General features: G+C 62.8%; 17 protein-coding genes. 7 read left to right on the top strand and 10 right to left on the bottom strand.

Annotated elements, in window-relative coordinates:
• Positions 1-28: 28 nt before the first annotated feature.
• Positions 29-1,450 (top strand): MFS transporter, encoded by a 1,422-nt coding sequence (locus RA302_RS29910; RefSeq protein WP_030537482.1) that lies wholly within the window; start codon positions 29-31, stop codon positions 1,448-1,450.
• A 24-nt stretch (positions 1,451-1,474) separates the two neighbouring features.
• Here RA302_RS29910 and RA302_RS29905 read toward each other — a convergent pair whose 3' ends face one another.
• Entirely contained in the window at positions 1,475-2,416 is a 942-nt protein-coding gene (locus tag RA302_RS29905) for an NAD-dependent epimerase/dehydratase family protein (protein ID WP_030537481.1), read from the bottom strand.
• A gap of 134 nt (positions 2,417-2,550) precedes the next feature.
• Between RA302_RS29905 and RA302_RS29900 the strand changes: the two genes are divergently transcribed.
• The 3 genes from RA302_RS29900 to RA302_RS29890 are packed head-to-tail and all read left to right on the top strand — an operon-like array spanning position 2,551 to position 4,179.
• The gene (locus RA302_RS29900) at positions 2,551-3,246 is read left to right on the top strand and encodes a TetR/AcrR family transcriptional regulator (RefSeq protein ID WP_003942494.1); all 696 of its coding nucleotides are present in this window, start codon (positions 2,551-2,553) and stop codon (positions 3,244-3,246) included.
• Positions 3,247-3,299: 53 nt separating this feature from the next.
• The gene (locus RA302_RS29895) at positions 3,300-3,905 is read left to right on the top strand and encodes a YqgE/AlgH family protein (RefSeq protein ID WP_003942572.1); all 606 of its coding nucleotides are present in this window, start codon (positions 3,300-3,302) and stop codon (positions 3,903-3,905) included.
• A 55-nt stretch (positions 3,906-3,960) separates the two neighbouring features.
• Entirely contained in the window at positions 3,961-4,179 is a 219-nt protein-coding gene (locus tag RA302_RS29890) for a hypothetical protein (protein WP_007729106.1), read from the top strand.
• Here RA302_RS29890 and RA302_RS29885 read toward each other — a convergent pair.
• Together RA302_RS29885 and RA302_RS29880 are read right to left on the bottom strand one after the other, a co-directional pair.
• A complete protein-coding gene (locus RA302_RS29885) occupies positions 4,172-5,152 on the bottom strand; it encodes a bile acid:sodium symporter family protein (protein ID WP_030537480.1) in 981 nt (326 codons plus the stop codon). The genes RA302_RS29890 and RA302_RS29885 overlap by 8 nt on opposite strands.
• 4 nt (positions 5,153-5,156) lie before the next feature.
• A complete protein-coding gene (locus RA302_RS29880; RefSeq protein ID WP_003942549.1) occupies positions 5,157-6,326 on the bottom strand; it encodes an MFS transporter in 1,170 nt (389 codons plus the stop codon).
• Between the two features lie 162 nt (positions 6,327-6,488).
• Here RA302_RS29880 and RA302_RS29875 point away from each other — a divergent pair, with 162 nt between their 5' ends.
• Positions 6,489-7,184 (top strand): FadR/GntR family transcriptional regulator, encoded by a 696-nt coding sequence (locus RA302_RS29875; RefSeq protein ID WP_030537479.1) that lies wholly within the window; start codon positions 6,489-6,491, stop codon positions 7,182-7,184.
• Here the strand turns inward: RA302_RS29875 and RA302_RS29870 are convergent.
• Together RA302_RS29870 and RA302_RS29865 are read right to left on the bottom strand one after the other, a co-directional pair.
• On the bottom strand, positions 7,153-8,112 hold the full coding sequence (locus RA302_RS29870) for a hypothetical protein (RefSeq protein ID WP_030537478.1): 960 nt from the start codon (positions 8,110-8,112) through the stop codon (positions 7,153-7,155). The two genes, RA302_RS29875 and RA302_RS29870, sit on opposite strands and share 32 nt — an antisense overlap.
• 5 nt (positions 8,113-8,117) lie before the next feature.
• Positions 8,118-8,612, bottom strand: a complete 495-nt coding sequence (locus tag RA302_RS29865; protein WP_030537477.1) for an SdpI family protein — start codon at positions 8,610-8,612, stop codon at positions 8,118-8,120.
• 101 nt (positions 8,613-8,713) lie between these two features.
• On the opposite strand from RA302_RS29865, the gene leuS reads away from it, so the two are divergent.
• Together leuS and RA302_RS29855 are read left to right on the top strand one after the other, a co-directional pair.
• Entirely contained in the window at positions 8,714-11,560 is a 2,847-nt protein-coding gene (gene leuS / locus RA302_RS29860; protein WP_030537476.1) for a leucine--tRNA ligase, read from the top strand.
• A gap of 423 nt (positions 11,561-11,983) precedes the next feature.
• Positions 11,984-13,489 carry an MFS transporter gene (locus RA302_RS29855; RefSeq protein WP_338478894.1) on the top strand — a complete coding sequence of 502 codons (1,506 nt, stop codon included), beginning with the start codon at positions 11,984-11,986 and terminating at the stop codon, positions 13,487-13,489.
• A gap of 66 nt (positions 13,490-13,555) precedes the next feature.
• Here the strand turns inward: RA302_RS29855 and RA302_RS29850 are convergent, their stop codons facing one another.
• The 5 genes from RA302_RS29850 to RA302_RS29830 are packed head-to-tail and all read right to left on the bottom strand — an operon-like array spanning position 13,556 to position 18,524.
• Entirely contained in the window at positions 13,556-14,074 is a 519-nt protein-coding gene (locus RA302_RS29850) for a hypothetical protein (RefSeq protein WP_007729094.1), read from the bottom strand.
• An 18-nt stretch (positions 14,075-14,092) separates the two neighbouring features.
• Entirely contained in the window at positions 14,093-15,556 is a 1,464-nt protein-coding gene (locus RA302_RS29845) for an aldehyde dehydrogenase family protein (RefSeq protein WP_030537474.1), read from the bottom strand.
• A 31-nt stretch (positions 15,557-15,587) separates the two neighbouring features.
• Positions 15,588-16,964 (bottom strand): glutamine synthetase family protein, encoded by a 1,377-nt coding sequence (locus tag RA302_RS29840; protein WP_030537473.1) that lies wholly within the window; start codon positions 16,962-16,964, stop codon positions 15,588-15,590.
• On the bottom strand, positions 16,961-17,734 hold the full coding sequence (locus tag RA302_RS29835; protein WP_021332597.1) for an SDR family NAD(P)-dependent oxidoreductase: 774 nt from the start codon (positions 17,732-17,734) through the stop codon (positions 16,961-16,963). The genes RA302_RS29840 and RA302_RS29835 overlap by 4 nt, the downstream gene beginning before the upstream one ends.
• Entirely contained in the window at positions 17,718-18,524 is an 807-nt protein-coding gene (locus RA302_RS29830) for a gamma-glutamyl-gamma-aminobutyrate hydrolase family protein (protein ID WP_225320216.1), read from the bottom strand. The genes RA302_RS29835 and RA302_RS29830 overlap by 17 nt, the downstream gene beginning before the upstream one ends.
• Positions 18,525-18,698 lie beyond the last annotated feature (174 nt).

Here is an 18,698-nt window from a genome sequence, read left to right as displayed (position 1 = left end):
TGCAGAAATTCCGGAGACGGGGCCTCCTATGGGCACGAGCAACATCTCTGCTGACAGCTCGGTCGGTGACGCAGTCTCCGGCGGCACGAAACATACTGCGCTGTTGGGTGATTCGAGAGATCAGGCACTGGCACTCACTGCGGTTTGTCTTGGATTCTTCATGATCCTGTTGGACGGGAGCGCTCTCAACATCGCGTTACCGGCAATCGAACGCGACATCGGTGGCTCCGTTGCCGCTTTGCAATGGTTGGTGAACATCTACACGGTTCCTCTGGCCAGCCTGTTGCTCACAGCGGGAGTTCTGGCGGACCGAGTCGGTTCCCGCAGTGTCTTCCTGTGGTCGTTGGGCGGCTTCACGGCGGCTTCTCTGTTGTGCGCCGTCAGCCCAAACCTTCTATCGCTGGCGGCATTTCGTTGCCTGCAGGGTATCGCTGCTGCCGGGCTTCTTCCAACGACACTGGCGATCATTGCACGCACCTATCCGGATCCGATCGCGCGTGCCAAGGCAATCACGATGTGGGGAGCAACGGGCGGAATCGCATTGGTCGCAGGACCGATCGGAGGAGGCTTGCTCACCGAGTTCATCGGTTGGCGCTCGATCTTCTTCGTCAATGTTCCCATCGGCGTTCTAGCCCTCTGGCTGTGCTGGCGGCATGTCCGTGAAACCGCGACGCGCGATGCGGAATCCTATGACGTTCCCGGGCAGGTCCTCGGCATCGCCGGACTTGCCCTCCTGGTAGCCGGTTTGATCGAAGGCGGCTCCCGCGGGTGGGGTGATCCGTTGGCTCTGGCGTTGCTACTCGGATGTGTGCCAGCGCTCGTCGGGTTCTTCGTCGTCGAGGGCCGGACCCGGCATCCGGTTCTGCCGCTGTCGATCTTCCGTAAGCCGGCGTTCTCTGCATCCATAGCGAACGGATTCGCCTTCCAATTCGGGGCCTACGGCATGCAATTCATGCTCGCGATATTCATCCAGTCCTACTGGGGCTCTTCAGCGCTGCGGACAGGACTGTTCTTTCTGCCGTTTGCAGTGTTGTGGACGTTCGGAACGCTGGTCCTCAATCGCGTGTGGGCAGGTCGCGGTATGTGCTGGCTCCTGACTGTCGGTGCTTCCACTGCTGCGATCGGCGCGCTCCTGTGCACCGCGATCGGGGACAGCGATACCTGGCCTGTGGTGATGGCGGGGACCGCCCTCGTCGGTCTCGGGTGTGGTGTGTTCGGCCCCAGCTGCAATGGAGCGGCCATGGCAGTGATCGACAAATCGTTCGCCGGACTTGCCTCGGGGGTACTGAATACCTCCCGTCAAACGGGCATGGCGATCGGCGTCGCGGCCCTGGGCATCGCTCTGAGTGCGTCGAACTCCGTTGGTGGGGCACGCATCGGGATGATCTTCGTTGCAGCGTGTTTCGTGGCCATCGTCGCTCTCAGTCGACGCTATCTCACGCAGATCTGAGTGATGCCCGGCCCACCTCCAGATTCAGGCAGCAGCGGCGCGAGCCTGTTCCTCGCGCCACCACGCGACGGTCTCTTCGGCGGCCTGATCGAGCGGCGTCGGCGAGAGTCCGAGCAGCACTTCGCTGGCACTCGAGTCCATGACGAACGGCTTGGTGAACTGGTAGTTCATCTCCGCGAGTTCGCGGCTGTCGGTGTTGATCTTGCCGGCGGCGTCGAGCACCCAGGCGGGCAGGACACCCACCTTGGCGGGGGATGCCCCGGCGGCGCGGGCGAAGGCCTCGGCGATCTTGCGCTGAGTGAGCGCGGGGCCGGTGGGTGCGTGGAGGACGGAGTTCCAAAGTTCGGGGTTGTGTGCCGCCGCGATCATCGCTGCTGCGAGATCGGGGATGTAGGTGAAGGAGTGCGGCTGATCTGCGGAACCGATGACACGAATCTTCTTACCTGCCATGACTTTCGGAACCATGCGCTCGCCGGCGTGGGCAGTGCGGACGCGGGGACCGAAGAAGTCCGAGGCCACGACGCTGACGGTGGGTGTTGCAGAGGCCTCGCGAGCACGCAGCAGCGCGGTGCGCACTCCGCGCTTGCCGCCGGTGGCGTTGCGTGGATCGGATTCGGTCATCAGGGTGTCGGAGTTGTAGGCGTAGAGGCTTTCGGGGAAGACCACGACGGCACCGATGGATGCGGCTGCGTCGAGCACAACCTTCTCGGCCGCCGGGAGTTCCCGCTCCCAATCGGCTGCGTTGTAGGCGGCGTGGATGCAGTGGTAGATGGCCGTGGCGCCCTCGCTGACCGAGCGCAGGGCCTCGGCATCCGAGACGTCGACGCGTCGGCGGTCGATCAGCGGGTGCTCGGGCCCGCTGCCGGACCTGGTCAGGAGCCGGACGTTGATTCCCTGCTCGGCGAGCTGTAGTGCGACGGCGGATCCGACGGGTCCTGCTCCGGTGACGATTTCGAGGTTCGACATGGCGTGCTCCTTCTTGTTTCGAGTGAACTGAGAGCACTGCTCTCGTTTTCAAGAATGCACCCGCGCCTCAGCGCTGTCAAGAGCAGTGCTCTCTTTTGTTGATACTGCTCTCGGGAATGGGGCAAGATGGACTCATGGTTGGAACTCCCCGTGAGCGGGCGCGCGAACAGACGCTGCAGGACATCACCCGTATCGGACGCGAGCATCTTGCTGCTGTCGGCGCTGCCGCTTTGTCTCTGCGGGCCGTCGCGCGTGACCTGGGAGTCGTGTCCTCAGCGGTATACCGCTATGTCGCCAGTCGGGACGAACTGCTGACCTTGCTGGTGGTCGACGGGTACACGGAACTGGGCGCGGAAGTGGACGCCGCCGTGAATGCCGTTGCAGCAGAGGATTTTCGCGGACAGTTCATTGCTCTCGGGCGCGCCGTTCGGAGCTGGGCGATCCGGGAGCCGGCCCGCTACGGTCTGTTGTTCGGCAGCCCCGTCCCCGGCTACGACGCTCCGGGCGAGCAGACCACCGGCCCCGGCACCCTCGTCGTGACCCGGCTGATCGGGATCATCGACGCCGCCCATCGCGCGGGTTCACTGACGGTGCGAGAGGGTCCGGGCCTGAGTGACACGTTGGCAGCGGACCTCGAGGGAGTGCGGAATGAACTGGGTACCGACCTGCCGCCGGATGCCGCGGTGCGCGCAACTCTCGTCTGGGTATCGCTGTTCGGTTCGGTGAACTTCGAGGTGTTCGGGCAGTACGGAAGCGATACGTTCACCGACGCGAGCGAGATTTTCGAGCGGCATTTGGCACTACTTGCCGATGTGGCGGGTCTGACCTGAACACGCTTGTGTCTCGTTCCTCCGCGCGCAGTTGTCGGTGAGATGATGTCCTTGTGGCGCACGCAGAAGAACCCGAGGATCGAATGGCCTGGATAGAACCGGAGGTTCGTCCGGGCAGTTTGTTGGTGTCGTCGACCGATCTCACGGAACCCGCATTTCGCCGCACCGTCATCTACATGATCGAGCACAACGACGCCGGGAGCCTGGGCGTCGTCGTCAATCGGCCGAGTGAGACGGCCGTGCAGAACGTGTTGCCGCAGTGGTCACCGCTGACCGCGCATCCTTCGGCCCTGTACATCGGTGGACCAGTCAAGCGTGACTCGGCGCTTTGCCTGGGCATCGCTCGCAACGGTGCGCGGATCGACGGCGTCGCCGGCCTGCGGCGGGTGGACGGCAAGGTAGTCATGGTGGATCTGGACTCGGACCCGGAGGTCATTGCTCCTCTGGTCGAAGGGATCCGCATTTTTGCCGGGTACTCGGGTTGGACTCTGGGCCAGCTGGATTCGGAGCTCGAGCGTGAAGACTGGATGGTGATCAGCTCGCTGCCGTCGGATGTGCTGACGCCGCCCCGAGTCGATGTCTGGGCACGGGTGCTACGACGCCAGCCGCTACCCGTGGCGATGCTGGCCAGCCACCCCATCGAGGTGGAACGAAACTGACTTGTCGGAGGTCGATGATATTCCTGTGTCATCGTTTTCGAGAGAGGTGGCAGTAATGCTCGCTGAGCGTCAGATCCAGTGCGCGGATTGTGTTTCGGATGTCGATCACTGCCACGATTCTTTGCTGCGGCATGCCGACGGATCACTCGAATGCACCGGCGCGAACTGCCTCGACTTGGCATCGGTCCGCCATGCGCTGTCCATCGATTGTGCTGAACTGCAGGGCGGTTGCGGCTGCGTCGACGCGACCCGAGGCGAGTTGCTCGCTAGCTGACGCTGACCGGATCCCGATTCGCGAAGCGTTGCGCCATCGCAGCACAGACGATCAGTTGGATCTGATGGAAGATCATCAGCGGCAACACGATCAGGCCGACGGGCTGGCCCGCGAACAGTACAGCCGCCATCGGTAGGCCCGTTGCCAAGGACTTCTTCGACCCGCAGAAGATGATGACGATCTGATCGGGAAGATCGAACCCGAGCTTGCGCCCCGCGAGAGTGGTCACGCCGAGAACCAGCGCGAGAATCAGGCAGCACACGATTGTGAGGATCACGATCTGCCAGATCGTGATGGTGCTCCAGATCCCCTCTTTCATGCTTTCGCTGAAGGCGGCGAAGACAACGAGGAGGATCGATCCGCGATCGACGTACTTGGTGGGTTCGGCGTACTTCTGCAGCCATCCGATCACCAGCGGGCGGATCAGCTGACCGACGATGAACGGGATCAGCAACTGCACGACGATGTCGAGGATCGACGAGAAGTCGACCGTCGCCTGGCCGGTGGTGTTCATCAGCAGAACCACCAGCAGCGGTGTGACGAAGACGCCGATCAGGTTGGAGAACGACGCACTGACGATCGCGCCCGCGACGTTCCCCTTGGCGATCGAGGTGAACGCGATCGAAGACTGAACCGTCGACGGAACCAGGCACATGTAGAGGATGCCGGTGTAGAGCTCGTCGCTGATCAGCGTCGGTGACAGGAATCGCAGTGCTAGGCCGATCAGTGGGAACAGCACGAACGTCGCGGCGAGGACGACGGTGTGCAGTCGCCAGTGCTTGACGCCCTTCCAGGCTTCCTGCGGCGAGAGCCGTGCGCCGTAGAGCAGGAACAAGAAGCCGATGGCGATCTTGGTGGCCCAGTTCAGAATGCTCTCCGTGGTACCCGATACCGGGAACACACTTCCGAGCACGCCGGCGATGATGATGCCGAGGATGAACCCGTCGATGTAGAACCTACTGAGAAACTTCACCTGGCTAAGGATAACGGCGAGCTTCAGCGGGCTCTCGAGCCCCACGAAGGTTGAAGCCCATCACCGCCAGGCACAGCAGCGTCCCGATGATCGACAGCTCGATGATGGCCGTCTGCATTCCCTGGAGGGTGATGGCGATACCCGCGATGATCGACGGGATCGCCAGTCCCGCGTAGCTGACGGTGAAGAACGCGGCCAGAACTCCGCCGTGGCTCTCGCGGGCGTGGGTCCGGGCGGCGGCGTTGACGCGCTTCATGCCGCCGGCAAACGCCAGACCGTGCCCGGCGCCGACCACGACGGTGATGACGCCAAGCAGTGCCAGGCTCGGGACGAGGTCGACCACGAGGAGGCCGATCATTCCCAGAGCGAGGATTCCCAGGCCGGCGGTGACGGACGTGCGCGGGTCCATGCGGCTTCCGCCGAGTTGCGCGACCACCGAGCAGATCATCACCAGTGCGGCCGCCCCGCCGCCGAGTAGAAGGTTGTCGATGTTCAGCAGGCTGGTCATCCACGACGGGACCACCGACTGGAAGAGCCCGACCGCGCCCCACGACAGCGCGACGGCGAGCGAGCTGAGCCAGAAAGTCTCGCGAATGGCGGCGGGAACATGTGGCATCTGGAAGAACCGCTTCGGGCGTGTGACGTCCCCGATCCGCGGAAGTAGCAGCAACACGATCAGTGCCGGGATGAACGCGACGAGGAAGATCAGATACGGCAACCGCAGCGGTTGTGGAAGGTACTGGGCGATTGCACCGGACACGAGTGGTCCGAGCGCACCGCCCAACGCGCCCGTCACCGTCGATACGAGCGCTGCTCGTCGGTGATCGAACTTCGGTTCCTGCTCCACCAATGCGGCGCTGCCCGCCGCACTGGCCGCGCCCACCGCGATTCCCTGGGCAATCCGGCCGACGAACAACCACACCGTCGCGTCGGCAAATGCCAGAACGAGCGTGCCGACGACGCTCAGAGCGAGTGCAGTAAGGAGCACGGTGCGTCGGCCGAGGGCGTCGGACAGCGGTCCGAAGAACAGCAATGCCGGAACGAGGCCGGCGACGTAGACGCCGTAGATCAGCGTCTGGATGGTGGGCGTGAATCCGAACTCGGTCCGGTACAGCCCGTAGACGGAGGTGGGCATGTTCGCGCCCAAGAGGATCACGGTGAGGACGTAGCCCACGCCGTAGAAGTGTCGATTGGTGCGGCGTGTGCGCTCTTCGGTGGCGACAGTTGTGGCGGACGTGGGAAGCCCCTCCTGAAGACAGAGTGCGAAAATACATGGGTCGTCCTACGTATCGTAGGTGAGTGGAATGATCGCCGCTAATGCTGTGAGGATGAGCTGATGACCGTTGTTCGCAAAGAGTCCGCGTACGAGCAATCCCTCGACTGGATGCGCACGCAGATCTCCGACGGCGTCTGGACAGTGGGCAATCGTGTTCCGACCGAGCCGGAGCTGATGAGTGTTCTCGGCGTCGGCCGGAACACCGTGCGCGAAGCGATCAAGACATTGACCTCGACGGGAGTTCTCGAGATCCGTCGCGGATCAGGGACCTTCGTACGCGCTCGGACCGACATCGGCGGACTGCTCGGCAAACACGCGTCCGTCGACGAGATGAAATACGTCTTCGAAGTGCGTCGTGCGCTCGAGATGGAAGCGGTCCGGTTGGCGTGTGAGCGTCGCAGCGACGACGACGTTCGGATACTTCGTGAACTGGCCGCCAAGCGTGATGTCCCAGCGGAGAACTTCGTCGACGTCGATCTCGCGTTTCACATTGCCGTCGTCGATGCCGCCCACAATCCCGTGCTGAAAGATCTGTTTGCCGGAATCCTCGAAACAGTTCGAGCCACCTACGAGGTGACCGAAGGGGTGCATCCGCCGTCGCTGACGTCTTCGCATCATCAGGGAGTTGCCGAAGCCATCGCCGAACGCGATGTCACCAAAGCCAGGGCTGCGGCGTGTGGGTATCTCGAGAAGACTCAGGAAGCGATCGGTTCAGGCTCGGCGGTTACCGAGTCCGGGCGTCGGCCAATCGATTGAGTGACCCCGCGATGTCTTCGGCTTCGGGTGTCGTGATCGTGAGTCGGTCGCCACAAGCGAACGTGATGACCACCGCTGGTCCGGTGCGGGTGACGACGCCGTAGTTACGACGACCCTTGGTCTTGAGTCCCCAGCCGCCGAAGTCCGCGAACGGTTTGATCTCCGCGACGTCGGCTCCGACAACTTCCTCGATGCCGTAGGTCATCGCAGCCATCCCCATGTTGATCACCCGGATTTCCCGTTCGTCGACGATCACCCGGAAGCGAACCAGGCTGACGACGAGCAGTCCGAGTGCCCCGAAGATGAACAACGGCCAGAGTGACCGCATCGCCAACGCCATGATGACTCCGGGCGCCAGAGTGATCGCAGTGAGGATCACCGACCCCTTGGTGCTGAATCCGACGTCGTCGGAGATGGGGAGAGCGCAGCGGCTTCGCGGCAACCCGGCCGAGGGTTCGATCGTGGCAAGAGTGCGGACGCGGTAGTCACGCAGGAAGGAGGCGCCGATCCACCCCAGCACCCCGCCGACTGCAAAGCCGACACCGAGAGACCACAGCGGGAGTGACGTCGTAGATGGATCGGTGACATCGAGTTGGGTGTAGAGCAAAGCGAAGTTCACTGTCGTGATGAGCCCGACCACGCTCAGCCCGACAACCAACATGAATCGGCGCATCATCAGCATCGCGGGAGCAAGAGCAGCAATCGCACTCAGGCCGCCACCGAAGAGCAGCGTCAGAAGTGCAATGGTCCAGGCGTTGGCCGACGGGGTGGAGAATCCGTCCGGCGAGGTGGTGGTCCAGTGAGTCGCGATCTGTTCCGGGAGGCGGGGCTCCCAAATTTTTGTCAAGACGAAGCCGAAGACCGCACACAACAGCGGAACGACTAGCCCGAATACGACCCCGGCCGGGTCGACCACGCGATGTTTCACGTGAATCAATGAGCCGGCTGGCAAGCATCCTTGAGTGCGCAGGCACCGCAGGAAGCGGTACCGCAAGCGGCAGCGTTCGCCTTGGCCTCGGGGGTCTCCGCCACCGGCTCGTCTGCGGCAGGCTCGGAGTGTCCGCCGCAGTTGCAGTCGTTACCGCATCCGCTCTGCTGCGGGAGTGCGGCGGCAGCACGGGCACCGATGCCTCCACCGAAACCGGCGGTGAGGACGGCGACGACGACGGCGATGATCGCGACTGCGACGCCGAAGACTCCGCCGATGGTCAGTGCTGCGACTCCGCCGATGACCAACATTCCGGCGGCCGCGAGCATGGTCGGACCGGCCACCTTGTTGGCGAGGGCGAACGACTCCTCGCTCCGCAGGGAATCCTCGGTGCGGACACCGGCCCAGCGGTTGCGCGGGAGTTTGCCGATCAGTCCGGCGACAGCAACTCCACCGACGGCGACAGCGAGCACGAATAGCACCACAGCGACAACGATCACCCATACAGGATAGGCGCGAGTGGAGTTGATGGTATGCCCGGGTCGTGCAGGCTCTACCCTGGTTATCGGTATTTCCGTCAGCCAAGTAGATAGCGACCACAGTGACCGAGTCTCCGCAGTCCCCCGATTCACCAGCCGACGCAACTCCGCAGCACCGCTACACCGCGGAGCTCGCCGGCCAGATCGAGCAGCACTGGCAGGACCGCTGGAGTGAGGACGGCACGTTCAACGCGCCTAATCCGGTCGGTCCGCTCTCCTCGCCCGACGGTGTTCCCGCCGACAAGCTCTTTGTTCAGGACATGTTCCCGTACCCCTCGGGTTCGGGCCTGCACGTCGGTCACCCGCTCGGATACATCGCTACGGACGTCTTCGCGCGCTTCCATCGCATGCAGGGGCGCAATGTCCTGCACACCCTCGGCTACGACGCGTTCGGTCTCCCGGCCGAGCAGTACGCCGTGCAGACGGGTACCCACCCGCGGACGACCACCGAGTCCAACATCGCCAACATGAAGCGCCAGCTGCGACGCCTGGGTCTGGGCCACGACGAGCGTCGTAGTCTCGCGACGACGGATGTCGACTTCTACCACTGGACGCAGTGGATCTTCCTGCAGATCCATGGCGCCTGGTACGACAAGGAAGCCGGCAAGGCGCGTCGTATCTCCGAGTTGGAAGCCGAGTTCGATTCCGGTGAGCGCGCTCTGGAAGACGGACGCGAGTGGGCGTCGCTGACAGTCGCCGAGAAGGCAAAGGTCGTCGACTCGTACCGCCTTGTCTACCAGTCGGATTCGATGGTCAACTGGTGCCCCGGTTTGGGTACCGTGCTGGCCAACGAGGAAGTCACCGCCGACGGTCGTAGTGACCGCGGAAACTTCCCCGTGTTCCGTAAGCACCTCCAGCAGTGGATGATGCGCATCACCGCGTACTCCGATCGCCTGGTCGACGATCTCGAGTACCTGGATTGGCCGGACAAGGTCAAGGCGATGCAGCGCAACTGGATCGGACGCTCCTATGGCGCCGAAGTTACCTTTGCCGCAGGCCAGTACGGCGTCGATGTGTTCACGACGCGCCCCGACACGCTGTTCGGCGCCACCTATGTGACGCTGGCTCCTGAGCATGACTTGGTGGACAAGCTCGTCGCGGACGAGTGGCCCGAAGGTGTCGACGCACGCTGGACTGGCGGTGCCACGACGCCGGCGGAAGCTGTTGCTGCATACCGTAAGTCGATTGCCGCCAAGACCGACCTGGAGCGCCAGGAAAACAAGGAGAAGACGGGCGTCTTCCTCGGTTCCTACGCCGTCAATCCGGTCAACGGACACAAGGTTCCGATCTTCATCGCCGACTACGTTCTGACGGGTTACGGCACCGGTGCGATCATGGCAGTTCCGGGACACGATCACCGTGACTGGGAGTTCGCGAACGCGTTCGGTCTGGATATTCTCGAAGTTATTGCCGGTGGCAATGTTTCGGAGGCTGCGTACTCCGGTGACGGCCCGCTGGTGAACTCCGACTACCTCGACGGGCTGGACGTTGCCGAGGCCAAGGCGACCGTCATCAGTCGCCTCGAGGAGAGCGGCCAGGGCAAGGGCACCATCCAGTACAAGCTGCGCGACTGGCTTTTCGCGCGTCAGCGTTACTGGGGCGAGCCCTTCCCGATCGTCTACGACGCGGACGGCAACGCACACGCTCTGCCGGATTCGGCTCTGCCCGTGGTGCTTCCGGAGGTCGAGGACTACGCACCCGTGTCCTTCGATCCGGACGACGCCAACTCCGAGCCCTCTCCCCCGCTGAACAAGGCGACCGACTGGGTCAACGTCGAGCTCGATCTCGGTGACGGTCTGCAGACCTACCACCGCGACACCAACGTCATGCCGCAGTGGGCAGGTAGCTCGTGGTACCAGCTGCGCTACATCGACCCCACCAACCAGGACGCCTTCTGCGACCCGCAGAACGAGGCGTACTGGACGGGCCCGCGTCCGGAACTGCACGGCCCCAACGATCCCGGTGGAGTCGACCTGTACGTCGGCGGCGTCGAGCACGCAGTGCTGCACCTGCTGTACTCGCGCTTCTGGCACAAGGTTCTGTTCGACCTGGGCTACGTGTCCTCGAGCGAGCCGTACCGCCGCCTGTACAACCAGGGCTACATCCAGGCATTCGCGTACACCGATGCCCGCGGCGTCTACGTGCCGGCGGAAGAGGTCGTCGAGCGTGACGGCAAGTTCTTCTACGAAGGCGCCGAGGTCAACCGCGAGTACGGCAAGATGGGCAAGAGCCTGAAGAATGCCGTTGCGCCGGACGAGATCTGCGCCGAGTTCGGTGCAGACACTCTGCGTGTGTACGAGATGTCGATGGGTCCGCTGGACACCTCGCGTCCGTGGGCTACCAAGGACGTCGTCGGTGCTGCGCGATTCCTGCAGCGAGTGTGGCGCGTCGTCATCGACGAGGAGACCGGCAAGCCCCGTGTCACCGACGAAGCTCCTGGTGAAGAGACTTTGCGTGCGCTCAACAAGGCGATTTCCGGTGTCATCGAGGATTACACGGCGCTGCGCGACAACACGGCCGCCGCGAAGCTGATCGAGTACAACAACCACCTCACCAAGGCGTTCCCGGGCGGTGCGCCGCGTGCTGCTGTCGAGCCGCTGGTGCTGATGCTCGCTCCCCTGGCGCCGCACCTCGCGGAAGAGCTGTGGTCGCGTCTGGGTCACACGGAATCCCTTGCGCACGGACCCTTCCCGGCAGTCGAGGAGAAGTGGCTCGTCGAGGATACCGTCGAGTACCCGATCCAGGTCAACGGCAAGGTTCGTAGCCGCATCAGCGTCCCGGCGGATGCCGATCGCAAGGCTGTCGAAGAGATTGCGCTGGCCGACGAGAAGATCGTCGCTCTGCTCGAGGGCAACGCACCCCGCAAGGTGATCGTTGTGCCGGGCAAGATGGTGAACATAGTTCTGTAGGGCCTTCGGCCCCTGTGCGCCGTTTTGGTAGTTACCGCTACCGAAACGGCGCACAGTCGTTTCTGGGGATGATTCCCGACGTTGACACCGAGGGGGAACCTCAAAGGCGGGATCGTCAAGTACGGGGTGGTCGGTATTTCGAAATGGGAATGGCTCCACGTTCAAGTTCGAACCGAAAATCGTTGCCGTTGCTCATAATCCAAGGCCAGGTTCGAGTTTGTGACGCCAATCAGTCGTTGTCCTGAATGTCCCGCTCCACGGAACATTTGGTAGCGCGTGTTCGATGTGAGGGCTGTGATGCACGTAACACGTTGCCGAGAGCGGTAGCTGTCGTTCCACTGCACTTCCCCGCAAGGCCCCCGTCGGCGGTATTCGACAGGGGGTCAATCGAATTTGTAGGTGTCCCGAAAGGATCTTCCAGCCATGGCGTCTCACGTCCACAGCTCCGGTTCGTCTCCTAGTGCGCCCGAACCGACATCGATACCGGAGCGTTGGACTCCGCGACTGGTGTTCTCTCTGGCGTCGATCGTTCTACTTCTCGAGATGCTCGCGGTGAGCTACATGATGGTTTCCACTGCGCTGCCGGCCATCTCGGCGCATTATCAAACGACGCAGGGAGCTTGGCTGCTCACGTCGTTCTTGCTGCTGGGGGCGGTCGCGTCTCCTCTGCTCGGAAAGCTCGCCGACATGTACGGCAAGCGAAAAGTCCTGCTCTTGGCGGTCGCCGGCGCAGCGGTCGGATCCTTCATTTCGGCGGTTGCGCCGAGCTATGCCGTCCTGATTCTGGGCCGGTCATTGACGGGTCTGCTCGTTCCCTGCCTCTTCCTGAGCTACTCCCTCATTCGAGATGTCTTCCCGCCGAAAACTGTTGCGCTGGCAGTCAGTATCGCGACTTCCGGTATGGGTCTGATCGCGATTCCGGCGCCGTTCGTCTCCGGTTGGTTGATCGACAACCACGGGTTCCGGAGCATCTTCTGGTTCTTTGTCGTCGGGCTGGTTCTCCTCGGCGGCATGATCTTCGCTTCGACGGCGGAATCGACTGTCCGACTTCGCTCTTCGCTGGACCTGATCGGCGCGGTACTGCTCGGATCGGGCATCGCCGGAATTCTGATCGGCGTCAGCTTCGGACCGACCTGGGGCTGGAAGAACGGTTCGACACTGGCCTACCTGATCGGCGGCGTCGCACTGTTGGTGGCTTGGGTTGCCTCTGCCCGAGCCATCCGCGAGCCCTTGATCGACCTGCGCTATTTCGGCAAGCGTTCGGTGATGCTCACCGCCGTCGGTGCCGGTTTCTGCTACGGCGCATCGGGAGTCTTCACGATTTTGCTGCCGATGATGGTGATGACCCCCGCAGTTCTCGGCCTGGGATACGGATTCGGCGTGACGGCAGAGGGATTCGCGATCTTCCAGGCGCCCCTTGGCGGCATGGTGGTGGTCGGTGGTTTGATCGTGGGCTTCCTCGTGGGGCGCAACATCCGGCCCCGTCTGCTGATGATCATCGGAATGATCCTCATGGCAGTCGGATTCACGTTGACGGCCACCATTCACGACAACAAGCCTCTGCTCATCATCTTTGCCGGAATCTTCGGTGTCGGTATGGGTATGGGCTACGCCTCCATCCCGAACCTGCTCATCGAGGCAGTGCCGCCGCAGTTGCAGGCAACCACGGCGAGCATGGTTGCGGTCTTCCAGAGCATCTTCCCCGCAGTGCTTCCCGTCATCGCCTTCACGGTCTTGAACTCGCACATCGCGATGGCGATGGAGGGCGCTGTCTTCTACACCGACGAGGGCATGCGTATCGCGTTCCTGATCGGTGCTGCTGCAGCAGTTCTCGGCGCGATCGCAGCCGTGTTCCTGCCGCGAAACATCGTCCAGATCGGCGCAGAAGACGGTGTGCAGCAGGAGACGTCCCTCCTCCCTGCTCACTGATCACACGATGATGTGCGGCTACTGGCCAACTTCCGTAGCCGCACATCGCCGTGGTGCACTTCGACGTCATGCAAGATGAATCTCCTGCAGCGAGATCTCACCCCGCAGCGGACGCTCTGCGACCTGTGCCAGATCAGATACGAATGTGTCCGCGATCGATCGGGTGGTGGTGAGTTGTACCGACAGAACATTGTTCGCTTGACTGCACACAGTTGCGCCGTGCCGGTACGCCACCAGCGCCACGGGATCGACGCGTTGGAAAGTCGCGGTGACGTGTAGGCCGACCTGTGGTGTCACCGGAACGAACGGGCCGTGGTCCGTCTTGATGCGAACTATCCCGATGATCTTGTTGAGACGCTTGATCAACATGGCGTCGGAGATCGTTGCCGGGCAACGGTACGCGATCGACATTCCGGTGACTCCCGGCGATGTCACGGATACCCATGTAGACAGGCTGACGACCTCGACGCCGAGCTTCCACCCCAGCGACGAAATACGTGCGAGAACCGCCGCGGTATCGTGGCATTCGACCACCATGGTGCCCACCCGACTCGTATCGGTGCCCACCCGAGCCGCTTCACCCATTTCCTCGACCTCCTCCGCCTAGAGAGGAAGTCCGGGCGCATCGACCCCGATGATTCTCGATCCCCGGAAGAAGTCGAGAAGCTCTGCGTCGCCGTGTGCGCCGATACCGCTTCCGCCCCAGAAACTCTGGGTCGAGTGGTCGTCTAGGTCCAGGAGGCTGGTGGTGTTGATCTTGTTCTCACCGCAATCGATTCGGGTCGCAAGTTCACGAGCGGCGTCGATGTCGGCGCCGAACACGTATCCGGCCAGGCCGGTATCGAGAGCGTTGGCCTCGAGCAGAGCTTCCTCGTCGGTTGATGCTCGGTGCACCGTCAGGATCGGCCCGAAGGTCTCCGATTTGGTCTGCTCCGACGAGATTCCGTGCACCACTGTCGGTGGGAAGAACCATCCGGAATCGTCAGGCACGGGGGTGCTCGAGACGGCCGTGCCGCCCACGCCACGGAGGAACTCGACGGTATCCCGCATCCGTTGGAGTTGAGGCTCGTTCGCCTGCGGACCCATCGTGGTGTTGGCGTCATCGGTTCGGCCGAGTGCGATTTCGGCCGTGCGGTCGAGTATTGCGTCGACAAGCCGGTCGTGAAGGTGCGGCGGCACGAAGACGCTTCCCGGACTCTCACACCATTGCCCGTTGAGTTTGGTGAACCCGTCGACGAGTGCGGCGGCAGTCAGATCGATGTCGGCGTCGGCGCGGATGATCACGGGGTTGTTGCTGCCGAGCTCGAGTTGAAGAGCCTTGAAATCGGTAGAAGCTGCAGCGGCGATGGAACTACCGGCCGCTCGGCCGCCGGTGAACGCCAGTGCTCGGATTCGTCGATCGGAGGCCAGTAGATGCCCGACGTCCCCGCCTCCGTGAACGAGTTGAAACAGAGCTTTCGGCGCGTCGACTTCGGCGATGGCACGTGAGATCGCCTCGGCAAGCACGTTGGGTCCTGACGGAGCCCAGTTGGAGGGCTTGGCGATGACCGGAGCACCTGCGGCCAAAGCGAATGCGGTCTTCTTGGCGGTGATGAAGCTCGGTGCGTTCCACGGTGCGATCACAGCGGTCGGGCCCCACGCCAGCCGACGTAATTGTGCACCTGACGCCAGCTGCTCGAACCCGGAGGAGTTCTTCAGATGCGTTGCAGCACTGCGGAACAGATCGGGAAGTCCGCCGGCGAAAAGTGTGCTGATCGAAAGCGGAAGGCCGTTGTTCTTGGAGTCCTCACGAGCGATCGCCGCAGTCCGTTCTTCGACAAGTTCAGCCGTTCTCTCGAGTAGGCGCACCCGGTCGGCGACCGATCGACGGGTCCAGACACCCGATCGGTGAAGTTCTGTCGCGGCGGTGATCGCCCTCTCCACCTGTTCGGTGGAGGACGAGAGTTGGGCTTGCAGTTTCTCTCCGGTGTCGGGATCGGTGAGAAATTCGCCGAGGTCGATAGCCGGTGTTTCGACGTTTCCGTCGATCGTGTTGTTCTGGGGCACGAGTGAGCATGAAGTGGTCATGACTGTCCTTCGTGGCGAAATCGTTTGTAGGTCAGATGTTGTCGAGGTAGCGTTCGCGTTCCCAGTCGGTGACCGCGGACATGAAGGAATCCCATTCGTCCTTGGCGACCGCCGCATAGTGCGATACGACCTCGGCGCCGAACGCCGCGAGTGCGAACTCACTGGCCTCGAGCGCACGCGCCGCTTCGTCCAGTGTGCCGGGCAGCGGTTGTTGCTTCACCTTCTCGAGTGTGTCTGTGTCGCTGTACCCGTCGCGTCGTACCGGTGCGCCGGGATCGAGCTTTCGTGTCAGACCGTCGTTCATCGACGCCAGAACGGCGGCGAGTGCGAGATACGGATTTGCGTCCGCCCCTGGCAGTCTCATTTCGAGACGGTTGGCGGACGGTGCACCGGTGATGAGTCGGCAGGTGGTAGTCCTGTTGTCGAAACCCCAGGTCAAGCCGTTCCCCGAGAAATCGTGGCTGGCTCTGGTGCGGCGCATCGAGTTGATGGTCGGCGTGTAGAACAGCATGAGTTCCGGGCAGTGCTCGAGAACTCCGCCGACGGCGTGCAGCAGCTCGGCGCTCGCGGTGTTTTCTGCGCTTTCGTCGTGGAATGGGAAGGTGTCGTCGCTCCGCATGGACGCGTGAATATGACACGACGAGCCCATGCCGTCGGTGCTCGGACGTGCCATGAAGGTAGCAGTGAGCCCTTCTGCCGCAGCGACGTCGTGGACGACCTGCTTGAATAGCACATGGCGGTCGGCCATCTCGAGGGCGGTTCCGTATTCGAGGTTGATCTCCCACTGGCCCAGGCCGTATTCGACCTGAGAGACCTCCACGGGAATCGCGCTCTCCTCCAACGCGGTTCGTACCTTGCGGAAGAAAGGTTCCATCGCGTTGCCGGCGGTGATGGTGTAATCCGAGGGCACCAGGGTGGTGGGTTCGAGATCCCGATAGCCGCTGCGCCGCAATGCGTCGGGGGCACCTCGGTAGAGGTGGAACTCGAGTTCCGTTGCCGCGTAGACGGTGTGGCCGTCAGCTTCGAGCTTGTCGATCTGTTTGCGCAGGATCGTGCGCGGTGCGATCGGGACCATCTCGCCGGTATGTTCGTCGACCGAGTCAGCGATGACGATGGCAGTGGACTCGAGCCACGACGCGCGTCGCAGTGTTCCCAGGTCAGGTTGCAGGCGGAAGTCATGCCAGCCGGTGTGTCCGCCGGCGTAGTCGACAACGAGTTTGTCCATGCGTTGGCTGGCATCCCAGGCATACACACAGGTGCACACATGCAGACCCTCGTCGATGTTCGCGAGGAAAATTCGCGTCGGGACTCGTTTGCCGATCAACCGTCCGTAGAGGTCGATACCGGCGATGAGGACGGTGTCGATGTCGGACTCGGCGAGCTCGGCCGTGGTGAGCCGGCCTTTCATCGGGCAAGCCATCCGCCGTCGACGGGCAGCTGGACTCCACTGATGTAGGAGGCGTCGTCGGAGAGCAGGAAGGAGACTGCAGCACCCATGTCCTCGGGGCGGCCGACGCGCGGCACCAGGAGCCTGGACTTCATGAAGTCGAGAACTTCGCCGGAGGAGACGTCGATGCCAGGCAGGAAGGCGGTGGGGACCGGCCCGGGGGCGATCGCGTTGACTCGTACGTTGTACCGCGAGAGTTCGACGGCCAGAGCCTTCGTCAGCATCTTCACTCCACCCTTCGACGCGTTGTAGTGGACCTGTGCGAAGCCCTGGGAGGACACGACCACGTCCGCTTCCACCGTCGACAAGTTCACCACAGCGCCGCTGTTGCCGTCGCGGAAGTACGGGGTGGCGATCTGCGTGACGATGAACATGCCCTTGAGATTGACGTCGAGGACGAGGTCCCACTCTTCGTCGGTGAGGTTCTCGAGAGAACTCATCGTGATCAGGCCGGCGTTGTTGACGAGGTAGTCGAAGCGTCCCCATTCGGCGACGGTGGCTTCGAAAGCGGCGCTCACGGCGGCGCGGTCGCGCACATCGGCCTCAAGGGCGAGCGCGGGTGTGCCGTACTGCGATTCGATAAGTGCGACGGTCTCCTTTGCACTTTCGATGTGAAGGTCCACGACCGCGACGCGGGCACCGTCGGAGGCGAGGCGCAGCGCGATGCCGCGGCCGATTCCGGAGCCTGCACCGGTGATCAGGGCAACCTTGTTCTCATGCGTACGTGACATTGTTGTCTTCCATTCTGTGATGATCGATCTGGTGAGAAGAATTGGTCCGACGGGAGGTTGCAGCGTCGACGAGCCACGAGAAGAGCGGGTCGATTTCGACGAAGAATTCGGGGTGCCACTGCACGCCCACCACGGGGCGATCGGCGGCCTGGATGGCTTCGGCGACGCCGTCGAGCGCGCGTCCGACGATCCGAAGCCCGCTCCCCGGGGTGTCCACGGCTTGGTGGTGAAGGCTGTTCACGTGAATGCTGTTGCCGTACAGACTGTATGGGATGGAGCCGGATTCCAGAGCGACCTGTTGTGGTCGGTAGGAACGCGGATAGCCGAAGAAGCTGTGCGCCTCACCGGCGTCGGTCGGAAGGTCGGCAACCAGTGTGCCGCCGCGGGCGACGTTGACGACTTGGTGTCCTCGGCACACTCCCAGGATTGGCAGTCCGATCTCCCAGGCTGCATCGACCAGGGCGAACTCGAATTCGTCCCGAGCGGGGTCGATGGGTGACGAGTTGGGGCCGGGGGTGCGGCCGTATCGTCGGGGGTCCACGTCGGAACCACCGCTGAGGACGAGGGCGTCGAGATGCTCGACGATTCGGCGCGGATCACTGTGGATGCTCAGCAGGATCGGTTGACCACCGGCGGCGCGGATCTTCGACGGAAAATCGGTGAAGAACATTTCCATCAACGCGTCGCCGACGACGTTGGGTAGTGACGGCCCGCCGCGGTCGACGCGGCCGGTGACTCCGATCAGGGGCATGGCGGGGAGTGCCTCCGCCGTCATCGTGAATTGGGTCATAGGAGCGAGCATAGAACCATTGAATGGCTTTTCGCTAGAGTTTGGCTTGTAAAGTTGGGGTAACGGGTTCGAAGTGCCGCGCGCTGCTGTATCTATTCAAGGACAGTTGCGAATGGGAGCGTTCGATTTCGTAGGTCAAGACGAAGCGTAAGTGTCGGTCCAGGCACCGAGTAG

Origin of the sequence: Rhodococcus sp. DN22 (assembly GCF_036669995.1) — a bacterium.
In the GTDB taxonomy this organism is placed as follows: Bacteria; Actinomycetota; Actinomycetes; order Mycobacteriales; family Mycobacteriaceae; genus Rhodococcus_F; species Rhodococcus_F erythropolis.
The sequence above is the reverse complement of the archived record's forward strand: the minus strand, read 5'-3'. Positions and strand labels throughout refer to the sequence as shown.

Bases quoted from the DNA above. Each gene is read 5' to 3' on its own strand.
- RA302_RS29910 (WP_030537482.1), top strand. From the start codon at position 29: ATGGGCACGAGCAACATCTCTGCTGACAGCTCGGTCGGTGACGCAGTC.
- RA302_RS29905 (WP_030537481.1), bottom strand. From the start codon at position 2,416: ATGTCGAACCTCGAAATCGTCACCGGAGCAGGACCCGTCGGATCCGCC.
- RA302_RS29900 (WP_003942494.1), top strand. From the start codon at position 2,551: ATGGTTGGAACTCCCCGTGAGCGGGCGCGCGAACAGACGCTGCAGGAC.
- RA302_RS29890 (WP_007729106.1), top strand. From the start codon at position 3,961: ATGCTCGCTGAGCGTCAGATCCAGTGCGCGGATTGTGTTTCGGATGTC.
- RA302_RS29875 (WP_030537479.1), top strand. From the start codon at position 6,489: ATGACCGTTGTTCGCAAAGAGTCCGCGTACGAGCAATCCCTCGACTGG.
- RA302_RS29855 (WP_338478894.1), top strand. From the start codon at position 11,984: ATGGCGTCTCACGTCCACAGCTCCGGTTCGTCTCCTAGTGCGCCCGAA.
- RA302_RS29850 (WP_007729094.1), bottom strand. From the start codon at position 14,074: ATGGGTGAAGCGGCTCGGGTGGGCACCGATACGAGTCGGGTGGGCACC.
- RA302_RS29845 (WP_030537474.1), bottom strand. From the start codon at position 15,556: ATGACCACTTCATGCTCACTCGTGCCCCAGAACAACACGATCGACGGA.
- RA302_RS29840 (WP_030537473.1), bottom strand. From the start codon at position 16,964: ATGAAAGGCCGGCTCACCACGGCCGAGCTCGCCGAGTCCGACATCGAC.
- RA302_RS29835 (WP_021332597.1), bottom strand. From the start codon at position 17,734: ATGTCACGTACGCATGAGAACAAGGTTGCCCTGATCACCGGTGCAGGC.
- RA302_RS29830 (WP_225320216.1), bottom strand. From the start codon at position 18,524: ATGACCCAATTCACGATGACGGCGGAGGCACTCCCCGCCATGCCCCTG.